Annotated in this window: 13 protein-coding genes; 12 read left to right on the top strand and 1 reads right to left on the bottom strand. The window is 71.6% G+C overall.

What is annotated here, in order from left to right; translation table 11 throughout:
- Positions 1-2 precede the first annotated feature (2 nt).
- Positions 3-1,514, top strand: coding sequence for a PucR family transcriptional regulator (locus IFR11_RS09955; RefSeq protein WP_191916056.1), 1,512 nt, complete (start codon positions 3-5; stop codon positions 1,512-1,514).
- An 84-nt stretch (positions 1,515-1,598) separates the two neighbouring features.
- Here the strand turns inward: IFR11_RS09955 and IFR11_RS09960 are convergent, their stop codons facing one another.
- Positions 1,599-3,113: a CoA-acylating methylmalonate-semialdehyde dehydrogenase gene (locus tag IFR11_RS09960; protein WP_191916057.1), complete on the bottom strand. Its 1,515-nt coding sequence runs from the start codon at positions 3,111-3,113 to the stop codon at positions 1,599-1,601.
- 168 nt (positions 3,114-3,281) lie between these two features.
- Between IFR11_RS09960 and IFR11_RS09965 the strand changes: the two genes are divergently transcribed.
- The 11 genes from IFR11_RS09965 (at position 3,282) to rpsN (ending at position 11,273) form a co-directional block, all read left to right on the top strand.
- Positions 3,282-4,292 (top strand): metal ABC transporter solute-binding protein, Zn/Mn family, encoded by a 1,011-nt coding sequence (locus IFR11_RS09965; protein WP_191916058.1) that lies wholly within the window; start codon positions 3,282-3,284, stop codon positions 4,290-4,292.
- Entirely contained in the window at positions 4,289-5,101 is an 813-nt protein-coding gene (locus tag IFR11_RS09970; RefSeq protein ID WP_191916059.1) for an ATP-binding cassette domain-containing protein, read from the top strand. Before IFR11_RS09965 ends, IFR11_RS09970 begins: the two co-directional genes overlap by 4 nt.
- Positions 5,098-5,958 (top strand): metal ABC transporter permease, encoded by an 861-nt coding sequence (locus IFR11_RS09975; protein ID WP_055832494.1) that lies wholly within the window; start codon positions 5,098-5,100, stop codon positions 5,956-5,958. Before IFR11_RS09970 ends, IFR11_RS09975 begins: the two co-directional genes overlap by 4 nt.
- A 43-nt stretch (positions 5,959-6,001) precedes the next feature.
- Positions 6,002-6,415 (top strand): Fur family transcriptional regulator, encoded by a 414-nt coding sequence (locus IFR11_RS09980; RefSeq protein ID WP_055832496.1) that lies wholly within the window; start codon positions 6,002-6,004, stop codon positions 6,413-6,415.
- Positions 6,402-7,430 carry a permease gene (locus tag IFR11_RS09985; RefSeq protein ID WP_055832498.1) on the top strand — a complete coding sequence of 343 codons (1,029 nt, stop codon included), beginning with the start codon at positions 6,402-6,404 and terminating at the stop codon, positions 7,428-7,430. Before IFR11_RS09980 ends, IFR11_RS09985 begins: the two co-directional genes overlap by 14 nt.
- Positions 7,423-8,280 carry a TIGR03943 family putative permease subunit gene (locus tag IFR11_RS09990; RefSeq protein WP_055832500.1) on the top strand — a complete coding sequence of 286 codons (858 nt, stop codon included), beginning with the start codon at positions 7,423-7,425 and terminating at the stop codon, positions 8,278-8,280. The genes IFR11_RS09985 and IFR11_RS09990 overlap by 8 nt, the downstream gene beginning before the upstream one ends.
- Positions 8,270-9,694 (top strand): hypothetical protein, encoded by a 1,425-nt coding sequence (locus tag IFR11_RS09995; RefSeq protein WP_191916060.1) that lies wholly within the window; start codon positions 8,270-8,272, stop codon positions 9,692-9,694. The genes IFR11_RS09990 and IFR11_RS09995 overlap by 11 nt, the downstream gene beginning before the upstream one ends.
- The gene (locus IFR11_RS10000; protein ID WP_191916061.1) at positions 9,691-10,365 is read left to right on the top strand and encodes a DNA-3-methyladenine glycosylase; all 675 of its coding nucleotides are present in this window, start codon (positions 9,691-9,693) and stop codon (positions 10,363-10,365) included. Before IFR11_RS09995 ends, IFR11_RS10000 begins: the two co-directional genes overlap by 4 nt.
- A gap of 191 nt (positions 10,366-10,556) precedes the next feature.
- Positions 10,557-10,793 (top strand): 50S ribosomal protein L28, encoded by a 237-nt coding sequence (gene rpmB / locus IFR11_RS10005; protein WP_055832508.1) that lies wholly within the window; start codon positions 10,557-10,559, stop codon positions 10,791-10,793.
- Complete coding sequence (rpmG, locus tag IFR11_RS10010) at positions 10,793-10,963, top strand: 50S ribosomal protein L33 (protein WP_013584775.1); 171 nt, start codon at positions 10,793-10,795, stop codon at positions 10,961-10,963. The genes rpmB and rpmG overlap by 1 nt, the downstream gene beginning before the upstream one ends.
- A 4-nt stretch (positions 10,964-10,967) precedes the next feature.
- Positions 10,968-11,273, top strand: coding sequence for a 30S ribosomal protein S14 (gene rpsN / locus IFR11_RS10015; RefSeq protein ID WP_191916062.1), 306 nt, complete (start codon positions 10,968-10,970; stop codon positions 11,271-11,273).
- Positions 11,274-11,366: the final 93 nt, after the last annotated feature.

An 11,366-nucleotide genomic window follows, 5' to 3' on the forward strand; every position in this document is an offset into this window, starting at 1 on the left:
CCATGCCCGCCACCCTTCGCGTCCTCCTCGACGACGGCTCGTTCCCCGTGCGCTCCCTGACGGGGCTCGACGACGACGCGCTCGATCTGCCTTTGTCGTGGGTGCACAGCTCCGACCTGCTCGACCCCACCCCGTGGCTCGAGTCGGGGAACCTGCTGCTGACCAACGGCGCCCAGTTCTCGGACGATCCGGATGCCGAGACGGTGGCCGCGTACTGTCGCCGTCTGCGGGAGCACGGGGTCGTGGGAGTCGGTTTCGCGACCGACATCATCCACGCGCGGGTGCCCGATGCCGTCGTGCGTGCCGGAGAGGCGGCAGGGCTTCCGATCGTGGAGATCGCCGGGCGGGCGCCCTTCATCGGCATCATCCGCTTCGTCGCCGACATCCTCGCCGCCGAGCGCGCGGCCCGCTTCTCGTGGCTGCTCGACGCGCAGCGGGCCGTGGCACGGGCGGCGGTGCGCGACGACGGTCTGCGCGAGATCCTGCACACGCTGTCGCGCCTGCTCGGTGCGTGGGTCGACCTGTACGACGCGGTCGGCGGGCGTCTGGCGCTGCCCGGGCTGCGATCGGCCCCCGACGATGTCGAGGGTGAGGTCGGGCGCGAAGTGCGGCGATTGCTCGAACGGCGCACGGCGGCGAGCCTCGTCATCCCGTCGGCGAACGGCGCGCTGCTGCAGACGATCGGGCAGAGCTCCCGCCTGCGCGGGGTGCTCGCCGTCGGCGGTCCGGAGCCCCTCGATCCGGCCGGTCGCGACCTGGTGGCCACGGTCGTCGCCCTGGCGAGCATCGCGCTCGAGCAGCAGAGGAACCTGCAGACGTCGATGAGGGGGGTGCGCGCGGGCGTGGTCGACATGCTCGTCGCGGGGCAGGAAGACACGGCGCGCCGCGTCGCCGCGTCGTCGCTCGGGGGTCTTCCCGCGCCTCCCCACCTGGTCGGGGTGGTCCGCGACGCGGCCGCGGTCCCCGGGCTGCTCGACGAGCTCGATCTGGTCTCGAGCGACCCGCAGCGCCTGTTCTCGGCCGAGCGCGGCGACGACGTGATCGTGCTGCTCGCCGAGGGGGCGGGCGACGCGCTCGCCGCGCTGGCCGAGCGGCGCGGCCTCGCGGTCGGCACCGCGCGGCACGGCGCGGGCGACGCGCTCGCGTCGACCCTGCGGCACGCGGAACAGGCCGCGCGCGACGCCGCCCCCGGGCACCTGCGGGCGTATGCGGAGCTCGCCGGTCGGGGTCTGGTCGAGGCGCTCCGCGAGCGAGGGGGCTCCGTGCTCGCGCGCACCGTGCTGCAGCCGCTGGAGGCGCTGCCGGCCGAGGAGCGCGATCGGCTGCGGGCATCGGCGCGGGCGTGGCTGGAGGCCAACGGCGCCTGGGATCCCGCGGCGCGGGGGCTCGGCATCCACCGTCATACGCTGCGTGCGCGCATGGCCCACCTCGAGCAGCTCCTCCAGCTCGACCTGTCGTCGTTCGCGGCACGGGCCGAGCTGTGGGCCGCCCTGGAGTTCGCCGACCCCGAGTAGGACCCGCGTGAGGTGCCCGATCTTGTCGCCCCCACCGAGGGGGAAGCGACAGAAATTGGCACCTCGCGCGAGAGGGCGGCGGCGTCAGGTGTTCTGCGGGAAGCCCAGGTCGATGCCGCCGTGGGTGGCGGGGTCGAGCCAGCGGCTCGTGACGGCCTTCTCGCGCGTGAAGAAGTCGAATCCGTGCACGCCGTAGGCCTTCGCGTCGCCGAAGAGCGACTTCTTCCAGCCGCCGAACGAGTGGTAGGCCACGGGCACGGGGATGGGCACGTTGATGCCGATCATTCCCACCTGCACCTCGCTCTGGAAGCGACGGGCCGCTCCCCCGTCGTTGGTGAAGATGGCCGTGCCGTTGCCGAACTCGCCGCTGTTGATGAGCGCGAGCCCCTCGTCGTAGGTCTGCAGGCGCACGACCGACAGCACGGGGCCGAAGATCTCCTCGGTGTAGGCGCGTGAGCTGGTGGGCACCGCGTCGAGCAGCGTCGGACCGAAGAAGAAGCCGTCCTCGTGGCCGTCGACCACGTAGCCGCGGCCGTCGACGACGACCCTCGCCCCGTCCGCCTCGGCGATGTCGACGTACGACGACACCTTGTCGCGGTGGGCCTCACTGATGAGGGGTCCCATGTCGGGCTCGTCGGCGGCGGCGCCGTTTCCGATGCGGAGCTTCGCGATGCGCTCGGTGACCTTGGCGATCAGCGCGTCGGCGACGGGCTCGACGGCCAACACGACCGAGATGGCCATGCAGCGTTCTCCGGCCGCCCCGAACCCGGCATTCACGGCCTGGTCGGCGACGAGGTCGAGATCGGCGTCGGGAAGCACGAGCATGTGGTTCTTCGCGCCGCCCAGGGCCTGCACGCGCTTGCCGTTGCGCGAGGCGGTCTCGTAGATGTACTGCGCGATGGGGGTCGACCCCACGAACGAGATGGACTGCACCTCGGGGGCGTTCAGCAGTCCGTCGACGGCGACCTTGTCGCCCTGCAGCACGGTGAAGGCGCCCTCGGGCAGGCCCGCCTCTCTCCACAGCTGTGCGAGCCAGAGGGATGCCGAGGGGTCCTTCTCGCTGGGCTTGACGATCACGGCGTTCCCGGCGGCGAGGGCGATCGGGAAGAACCACATCGGCACCATCGCCGGGAAGTTGAAGGGGCTGATGACGCCCACCACCCCGAGCGGCTGCTTCAGCGAGTACACGTCGATGCCGTTCGAGGCGTTCTCGGAGTACGCCCCCTTGAGCAGGTGGGGGAAGCCGGTGGCCAGTTCCACGACCTCCTGACCGCGGAGGATCTCGCCCATGGCATCGGAGTGCACCTTGCCGTGCTCGGCGGTGATGATCTCGGCCAGCTCGCCCGTGCGGGCGTTGAGCAGCTCGCGGAAGGCGAACAGCACGCTCTGGCGCTTGGCGATCGAGAACGCGCTCCACGCGACGAACCCGCGTCCGGCCGAGGCGACGGCGGCGGCGACGTCGGCCTCGTCGGCGAGGGCGACGTGGGCCCGCACCGCGCCGGTGGCCGGGTTGTAGACGGGGGCGGTGCGTCCGCCGGCGGACGTGGCGGCGGCGCCGTCGATCCAGTGCGTGATGACGGGGAGGTCGGTGTCGGTCATGCCCCCAGTAAAGGCCGCGCGCGCATCTCGCGCCGCTGACAAAGCGGCGAGCTCGTCGCCGACTGCGGGACAGATCGGCACGGGATGTCTGCGGGTCGATCCCTGAGAGAGTCGTATGCGACGCGGACTGAGTTTGAGAACGATTATCACGAGCGATACGGTGTCGGTATGACCCGTCGCATCCTCGCCCCCGTCGCCCTCGGGGCCGTCTCCGTTCTCGCGCTCGCCGGTTGCGCCGGCGGTTCCCCCGCGGCCTCCTCCGCCGATTCGGCCGGGAAGGTCAGCGTCGTGGCATCCACCGACGTGTACGGCTCGATCGCCGAGGCGATCGGCGGCGACTTCGTCGACGTGACCTCGATCATCACCTCGCCCACCCAGGACCCGCACGAGTACGAGGCGAGCGCGCAAGACCAGCTGACGCTGAAGAACGCCGGTCTCGTCATCGAGAACGGTGCGGGCTACGACGCCTTCATGGAGGGCCTCGTGCAGGCCAGCGGCTCGACCGCCCCGGTCATCACGGCCGTCGAGTACAACCACGACTACCCGGGGGCGGCGTCGCACGACGAGGCCCACGCCGACGAGGCGAGCCCGGCGCCGAGCGAGAGCGCCGACGACCACGACCACGCCGACGACGACGGACACGATCACATCGAGGGCTTCAACGAGCACGTCTGGTACGACCCGCACACGGTCGAAGACCTCACCGCGGCGATCGCCACCGAGCTCGGCCAGCTGGCGCCCGACCACGCCGCCGCCTTCACCGCCAACGCCGAAGCGTTCACGAAGGAGATCGCCGGTCTCGAGGATTCCCTCGGCCAGATCGAGGCGACGGATGCCGGAGCGAAGATCTTCGTGACCGAGCCGGTCCCGCTGTACCTGACGACGGCCGCGGGCCTGACCAACGCCACCCCGAACGAGTTCAGCGAGTCGGTCGAAGAGGGCCAGGACGTGCCGCCCGCGACCCTGCTGGAGTCGCTGCAGCTGCTGGATTCGGGGCAGATCTCGGTCATGATCGTGAACCCGCAGACCGGCGGCGCCGAGGTCACGCAGGTCGAGGACGAGGCCAAGGCCAAGAACATCCCGGTGGTCGAGTTCACCGAAACGCTCCCCGAGGGACAGACTTACCTCTCGTGGATGCAGAGCAACATCACGGCCCTGTCCGACGCGCTGGCGGCGTGAGCGCCGCCGCACCGCTGCGCATCCGCGGCGCCGCCCTCGAGCGGGGCGGCCGCGAGCTGTGGTCCGGGCTCGACCTCGAGGTCGAGCCCGGCGAGCTCGTGGCGGTGCTCGGACCCAGCGGTTCGGGCAAGACCACGCTGCTGCGCGCCATCCTCGGCCTCGAGCGCCTGAGCGCCGGGACCGTCGAGGCGCTCGGAGCGCCGGTGCGTCGCGCGGGCAACCGCCGCATCGGGTACATCCCCCAGCAGCGCCCGCTGCCGCGGGAGACGCCGCTGCGCGGTCGCGACATCATCGGCCTGGGCGTCGACGGCCACCGCCTGGGCCTGCCGCTGTCGCGAAAGAAGGACCGCGCGCGCATCGACGGGCTGCTCGCGGCCGTCGGGGCCTCCGAGTTCGGCGATCGTCCGGTGGGACTGCTCTCGGGCGGTGAGCAGCAGCGGCTGCGCGTGGGCCAGGCCCTCGCCGACGATCCCGCACTGCTGCTGTGCGACGAGCCGCTGACCAGCCTCGACCTCGCGAACCAGCAGGCGGTCGTGCGTCTCATCGACCGGCATCGCCGCGAGCGCGACGCCGCCGTGCTGCTGGTCACCCACGACATCAACCCCGTGCTCTCGCGCGTCGACCGCATCCTCTACATCGCCCACGGACGCTTCACCCTGGGCACCCCCGACGAGGTGCTCACGACCGAGACCCTCACCGCCCTCTACGGGGCTCCGGTGTACGTGGTGCGCGCCGGCGATCAGCTCATCGTCGTCGGAGCCCCCGATGCCGACGAGGCCCACCACCATCACGACGAGGACGACGCATGAACTGGTCCGATGTCGGCACCGCCCTCTTCGGCGGGGTGAGCCAGTACGGCGCCATCCTCGAGCTGGTGCAGAACTCCGTCTACGCCGGGGCCGTCCTCGGCCTCGTGGGCGGGCTCATCGGCGTGTTCGTGATGCAGCGCGACATGGCCTTCGCCGTGCACGGCATCAGCGAACTGTCGTTCGCGGGCGCCGCGGTGGCGCTGCTCATCGGCGTCGACGTGGTGACCGGCTCGATCGTCGGCTCGCTCATCGCGGCGGCGCTGATCGGCCTGCTCGGAGCCCGCGCCCGCGACCGTAACTCCATCATCGGCGTGCTCATGCCGTTCGGTCTGGGTGTCGGCATCCTGTGCCTGTCGCTGTACAACGGCCGCAGTTCCACGCGGTTCAGCCTGCTCACCGGCCAGATCGTGTCGGTGCAGAGCGCGCAGCTCGGCTGGCTGGTGGTCATCGGGCTGTTCGTGCTGCTCGCGCTGCTGTTCATCTGGCGCCCCCTGCGCTTCGATTCGCTCGACCCGCAGTCCGCCGCCGCGCGGGGCGTGCCCACCACGGCGGTGTCTCTGGCGTTCATGCTGCTGCTGGGCCTGATCGTCGCGGTCGCGGTGCACATCATCGGTGCGCTGCTCGTGATGGCACTGCTGGTGACGCCGGCGGCGGCGGCGATGCGGGTGGCGTCGGGTCCGCTGTCGGTGCCCGTGCTGGCCGCGCTGTTCGGCTTCGTCTCGGCGGTGGGCGGCGTGCTGCTCGCGGTCGCGGGCACGCTGCCCGTCAGCCCGTACATCACGACGATCTCGTTCCTGATCTACCTGGTCTGCCGCGTCATCGGCGCGCGACGCGATCGCACCACCCGCGCCCTGTAACGCGCCCAGCCGATTCACCGATCCCCTCGATAGACTCGCCGCCATGGTCCAGCGCAATACGTGGCAGCGCGAACGCGTGCGCGAAGCCCTGTCCGGCGCGGGCGGCTTCGTCAGCGCGCAGGCGCTGCACGCCACACTGCGCGACGAGAACACCGGCATCGGCCTGGCCACGGTGTACCGCACGCTCGCGGGCCTCGCCGCCAAGGGCGACGCCGACTCCCTTCAGAGCCCCGAGGGCGAGAACCTCTTCCGCGCCTGCGAGACCCGCGGTCACCACCACCACCTGATCTGCCGCTCGTGCGGCGTCACGGTCGAGATCGCCGCCACCGACGTCGAGGAGTGGGCGCAGCGCACCGCCGCGCAGCACGGCTTCACCGAGGCCGAGCACGTGGTCGACATCTTCGGCATCTGCACCGCCTGCGCCCAGGCGCGGGCTCGCGAGCGTGGCGACGACTAGTCGCACCGCCGCGTCCACGCCCGCGCGCACCGGCGCGTCGCGGACGCTGGTCGCGCTCGGACTCGGTGTCGTCGTGGTCTCGGCGCTGTTCCTCGTCGACGCGTTCGCGCCCACGTTCTTCTCGCAGCCGCTCCCCACCCGCGCGCAGGACGGGCTGACCCTCGCCCTCAGCGTGCTCATCGAGTCGCTGCCGTTCGTGATCCTCGGCGTCGTGCTGTCGATCATCGTGCAGGTGTGGGTGCCGCCGGGGGCGATCGAGCGATGGATGCCGCGCGCGCCGTGGGCGCGCCGAGCCGTGCTGTCGCTGCTGGGCATGTTCATCCCGGTCTGCGAGTGCGGCAACGTGCCGTTCGCCCGCGGGCTCCTCATGCGCGGCTTCGGGGTGTCCGACACCCTGACCTTCCTCGTCGCCGCGCCCATCGTGAACCCCATCGTCATCATCAGCACGCACGCGGCCTTCGGCTTCAGCGACGGCATCCTGGTGGCACGCCTGATCGGCGGGTTCCTCGTCGCCAACCTGCTCGGCTGGCTGTACAGCCGGCATCCCGATCCCGACAAGCTGCTCACCGAGCGGTTCCTCGAAACCTGCGAGATCGTCGTGCAGGAGCGCGGCGGCCGCGGGCGCCGGACGCTCGCCCAGCTCGTCGTCGAGCTGCGGTCGGTCATGCCGGCGCTGATCATCGGGTCTCTGATCGCGGGCGCGGTGCAGGTGCTCATTCCGCGCAGCGCGCTGCTGGCGATCGGGTCCGACCCGGCCCTGTCGATCGCCGCGATGATGCTGCTGGCCATCGTGGTCTCGCTTTGCTCGAACGTCGACGCGTTCTTCGCCCTGTCGTTCGCCTCGACGTTCACGCCCGGATCGCTCGTGGCCTTCCTCGTGGTCGGCCCGATCATCGACCTCAAGATGATGGCGCTGCTGCGCACCACGTTCAGCACCCGTGTGCTGGTGGGGATGACCGTGGTGGTCGTGCTGTTCGCCTTCGCCCTCGGAACGGTGGTGAACCTCCTTGTCTAGAACGAGTGCCCTCGCCACGCGCTGGCTCGGGGTGGGCCTGACGGCCTGCCTGTCGATCACCACGATCACCCTGTGGGTCACGGGCCGCATGTCGCTGTACATCAACCCCGATTCGGCGTGGTTCGCGGTCGGGATGTCGGTCGTCGCGCTGATCGGGGCGGTCGCCTCGTTCGCCTTGCCTCTCGGCGCGGAAGCCGACCACGGGCACGATCACGAGCACGGGCACGCACCCGCGGCGGCCTCGGCTCGCCGCGAGGCCTTCGCGCACGCCGACCACGAGCACTCCGATCCGACCGACGCCCACGACCGGGCCGCGCACGACCATCTCGCCGCGCGTCCGCGGCTCACCCCCGGGGGCGTCGCGGCCTTCGCCGGGGGCGTGCTCGCCTCGGGCGCCGTCATCGCGGTGCTGCTGACCCCGGCCGCCTCGCTCTCGACCGAGCTCGCCGTGTCGCGCGACGTGGGGGCTCCGCCGCTGTTCGCCGGATCCGACGTGATCACCCTGGCGGCCTCGGGCGACACCTCGACGTTCGGCGTCGGCGATTGGTCGGCGGTCTTCGCCCACGCGACCAACCCCGAGACCTTCGACGGCAAGCCGGTCACCCTCACCGGCTTCATCACCCCGGGCGGCGACGGCGCGAGCTTCGATCTCACGCGCCTGGTCATCACGCACTGCGTCATCGACGCGCAGACCGCGCGCCTGCCCATCGCTGCGACCGGCGATGCGCCCTCGACCGGGCAGTGGGTCACGGTCACGGGAACGGTGCGCTCCAGCGGCGACGGCAAGCTCGAGGTGCACGCCGAGCAGGTCGCCTCGATCGACGAGCCGACGGACCCGTATGAGTACTGATTCGCGCCGCGGCGGCGACTCCCGTCGTACTCGCGCCCGCCGCCGGCGCGGGCGCGGCTTCCTCGTCGCGTTCGCCGCCGTGCTGGGGGCGCTGGCGCTGGTGGGCGGCGTGGGCGGCGTCGTCGCCGTGGCGCAGGGCCCGCGTGTCACCGACGTGCAGGTCGACCCGACCGCCGCCGTCGCGGCATCCGGATCCCGGGTCATCCTCACCACGACGCAGTCCCTCGAGACCGTCGACCCCTCGCAGGTGCAGGTCGAGCCGGCGACGCCGTTCACGGTCGACACCGCCGGACGGAGCGTCGGGGTGCGCTTCACGCTGCCGCTGCGCGACGACACCGACTACCGCATCACCGTCAACGGCGTCAGCGGCCTCGGCGCGGGGCCGGCGTCGACCCTCACCGAGACGTTCCGCACACCGCCGCTGCAGGCCTATCTCATGCAGCGCGGCACCCCCGAGGGCGACACGATCTTCCGCACCGACCTGCAGGGCGAGGCGGGGCTGCCGGTCTTCGTCAACGCGCACATCGAGGACTTCCGCGCGACGGCGAACCACTTGGTCATCTCGGTGCGCGACGGCGACACGGCCCGCGTCATCGTGACCGACTCCGACGGGGGCAATCCGCGCGACATCGCCCTGCCCGGACCCGGCTTCGTGTCGAACCTGCAGTCGGCCGATCGCGGAGAGCGCATCGGCTTCACCTTCTCGGATGCCGATCTGGGCGCCGCCGGCGGACGCGAGAGCCGCCTGTTCACGGCGTCGGCGGCCGATGACGCCGCCCCCACCGAGGTCGGCCTGAACGGCGGCGACGTGCGCATCGCCGATTGGCGGTTCGTGCCCGACACCGACAGCATGCTCGTGCTGACCTTCGATTCGCGCCTGCTGCTCACCGACGCGCAGGGCGGCAACGCCGCTCCGCTGGGCAGCGCGGTGTCGATCGACGGCATCGCCCGCGGGTCGTCGGTGGCGATCGTCGAGCGGGTCGAGGGCATCCGCGAGATCAACCTGACCGATGGATCCGAGCAGCCGCTCGTGCAACCGGTCGACCCCCCGGGCCTGGCGGGGCGGGCGACCCCCGTGCCGGGCGCCGGAGCGGGGACCATCCGCTCGTTCGCCGACATCAGCGCCGACGGGGTGTCGCGCTCGACGACCGTGGCGCACGTCGACACCGACGGCGCCGTGCGATCGCTGCTCGAGGTGCCGGGCTCCGACACGGTGCTGCAGACCTGCGTGTCGCCGAGCGGTCGGTACGCGGCCGTGCTCGTGGCGCCCCGCGCCGTCGACAACCCGTTCGACCGCTACCAACTGCCGCTGCCCGAGAAGCTGCAGACGCATCTCGTCGAGGTCGACACGGGCCAGGAGCTCGTCGCGCTGCAGGGCTTCGACCTGTCGTGGTGCCAGGTGCCCCCGCAGTGAGCCGCCCCGCGACGCGGGACGACCTCTCGGTCCTGCCGGTCGAGGTCGCGCCGCGTCTGCTCGGCGCGCGGCTCGAGACCGTCGTCGGCGGGGAGCGCGTCGTGCTGCGCGTCACGGAGGTCGAGGCGTACCACGGCCGCGGAACCGGCGAGCAGCCCGACCCGGGCTCGCACGCCCGCATGGGACCGACCGCGCGCAACGCCACGATGTGGGGCGAGCCGGGGCACCTCTACGTGTACCTGAGTCATGGCATCCATTCGTGCGTCAACGTCGTCTGCGCACCCGACGGGGTGGCCGGCGGTGTGCTGCTGCGCGGCGGCGAGGTCGTCGAGGGGGCCGACGTGGCGGAACGGCGCCGACTCGAACGACGCGGGGCGGTGCGCTCCGCCCGCGACCTCGCGCGCGGACCCGGGCGACTCGGCGATGCGGTCGGGCTGCGGCATCCGGTGCACGACGGCATCGACGCGATCACCGGGGTCGAGCAGGCGGGCGCGCGGGCGCGTCTGCTGCTGCCCGAGACGCCGGTGCGCGACGTCGCGACGGGGCCGCGCGTGGGGGTGGCGGGGGTCGCGGGAACCGCGGCGTTCCCGTGGCGGTTCTGGATCGAGGGGGATGCCACGGTGTCGGCGTTCCGGTGGGGGCGGGGCGCCGCCGAGGCGGCGGGTGGCTGAGGCCGGTCCCGTCGACCGGTCCGGGGGTCCGGGTCCGGGCCGTGCTATACTGACCCCTTGTCTGCGCGCACTCCAGCACGCAGTTCGCTCCCCGATTCTCGACCGCGGCCTCGTGTCGTGCTCGAACGGGGTGCAGACAAGGGATCTTGGGTGGCACCGTCCGGTGTCACGGTACAGAAGGAGACATCACCATGGCAGCAGTGTGCCAGGTGACTGGAGCGGTTCCCGGCTTCGGTCACAACATCTCGCACTCGCACCGCCGGACGAAGCGCCGCTTCGACCCGAACGTGCAGAAGAAGACCTACTTCGTTCCGTCGCTGGGTCGCAACATCAAGCTCAACGTTTCGGCGAAGGGCATCAAGGTCATCGACGCACGCGGCATCGAGTCCGTCGTTCGTGACCTGCAGGCGAAGGGCGTGAAGCTGTAATGGCGAAGAAGGCTCAGGACGTACGTCCCATCATCAAGCTGCGTTCGACGGCCGGCACGGGGTACACCTACGTGACGCGCAAGAACCGCCGCAACAACCCCGACCGCATCGTGCTCAAGAAGTACGACCCCGTGGTCCGCAAGCACGTCGACTTCCGAGAGGAGCGCTAAGCACATGGCCAAGAAGAGCAAGATCGCGCGCAACGAGCAGCGCAAGGTCGTCGTCGAGCGCTGGGCTGCCAAGCGCGCCGAGCTGAAGAAGACCCTGGTCGACCCGACCGCCACCGACGAGGCCCGCGAGGCCGCCCGCGTGGGCCTGCAGAAGCTGCCCCGCAACGCGTCGCCCGCCCGCGTGCGCAGCCGCGACGTCATCGACGGCCGCCCCCGTGGCGTGCTGACGAAGTTCGGCGTCTCGCGCGTCCGCTTCCGCGACATGGCCCACCGTGGCGAGCTGCCCGGTGTGACCAAGTCGAGCTGGTAAGCACCAGAGATCCGCACGAGAGGCGGGGGTTCCGAAAGGAGCCCCCGCCTCTCGTCGTCGTGGTCACGGGTGACAGGGGCCGTGAGACGCCTC

The sequence above is a fragment of the Microbacterium sp. CFBP 8801 genome (assembly GCF_014839455.1).
GTDB lineage: Bacteria > Actinomycetota > Actinomycetes > Actinomycetales > Microbacteriaceae > Microbacterium.

What these genes read in the sequence shown, in the direction of transcription:
- IFR11_RS09955 (WP_191916056.1), top strand. Translation starts at nt 3, where the DNA reads ATGCCCGCCACCCTTCGCGTCCTCCTCGACGACGGCTCGTTCCCCGTG.
- IFR11_RS09960 (WP_191916057.1), bottom strand. Translation starts at nt 3,113, where the DNA reads ATGACCGACACCGACCTCCCCGTCATCACGCACTGGATCGACGGCGCC.
- IFR11_RS09965 (WP_191916058.1), top strand. Translation starts at nt 3,282, where the DNA reads ATGACCCGTCGCATCCTCGCCCCCGTCGCCCTCGGGGCCGTCTCCGTT.
- IFR11_RS09975 (WP_055832494.1), top strand. Translation starts at nt 5,098, where the DNA reads ATGAACTGGTCCGATGTCGGCACCGCCCTCTTCGGCGGGGTGAGCCAG.
- IFR11_RS09980 (WP_055832496.1), top strand. Translation starts at nt 6,002, where the DNA reads ATGGTCCAGCGCAATACGTGGCAGCGCGAACGCGTGCGCGAAGCCCTG.
- IFR11_RS09995 (WP_191916060.1), top strand. Translation starts at nt 8,270, where the DNA reads ATGAGTACTGATTCGCGCCGCGGCGGCGACTCCCGTCGTACTCGCGCC.
- rpmB (WP_055832508.1), top strand. Translation starts at nt 10,557, where the DNA reads ATGGCAGCAGTGTGCCAGGTGACTGGAGCGGTTCCCGGCTTCGGTCAC.
- rpmG (WP_013584775.1), top strand. Translation starts at nt 10,793, where the DNA reads ATGGCGAAGAAGGCTCAGGACGTACGTCCCATCATCAAGCTGCGTTCG.
- rpsN (WP_191916062.1), top strand. Translation starts at nt 10,968, where the DNA reads ATGGCCAAGAAGAGCAAGATCGCGCGCAACGAGCAGCGCAAGGTCGTC.